Source organism: Streptomyces sp. GbtcB6, from assembly GCF_019091475.1.
Lineage (GTDB): Bacteria > Actinomycetota > Actinomycetes > Streptomycetales > Streptomycetaceae > Streptomyces > Streptomyces hyaluromycini.
In genome coordinates this window covers 1-303 of sequence record NZ_JAGXJL010000245.1, presented here as the reverse complement: position 1 = coordinate 303, position 303 = coordinate 1, and the positions used below count along the sequence as shown (strand labels likewise).

1 protein-coding gene is annotated in these 303 nt (G+C 74.6%); it reads left to right on the top strand.

All coding sequences use genetic code 11. The features are described from left to right. The coding region (locus KVT45_RS55290; protein WP_217562701.1) for a helix-turn-helix domain-containing protein at positions 1 to 303 on the top strand (303 nt) is incomplete at both ends.

Sequence of the window (303 nt, the reverse complement as noted above, 5' to 3'; positions counted from 1 at the left end):
CGCCGGCCCGCTGGCCCTCGCCCGGGCCCAACGCGCCCAGACCGCCCGCCTGTTGATCGAGACGACCGCCCTGCCGTTGGCGGAGATCGCCTTCGCGGCCGGCTTCTCCTCGATCCGCACCTTCAACGACACCGTCCGCGAGGTCTTCGCCCTCTCCCCGAGCGAACTGCGCGCCCGCCGCCCCAAGTCGGCGCATCACGCCCCGGGCGCACTCACCCTCCGCCTGCCCTTCCGCCCCCCCCTCAACCCCGACAACCTCTTCGGCCACCTCGCGGCCACCGCCGTACCCGGCGTCGAGGAGTG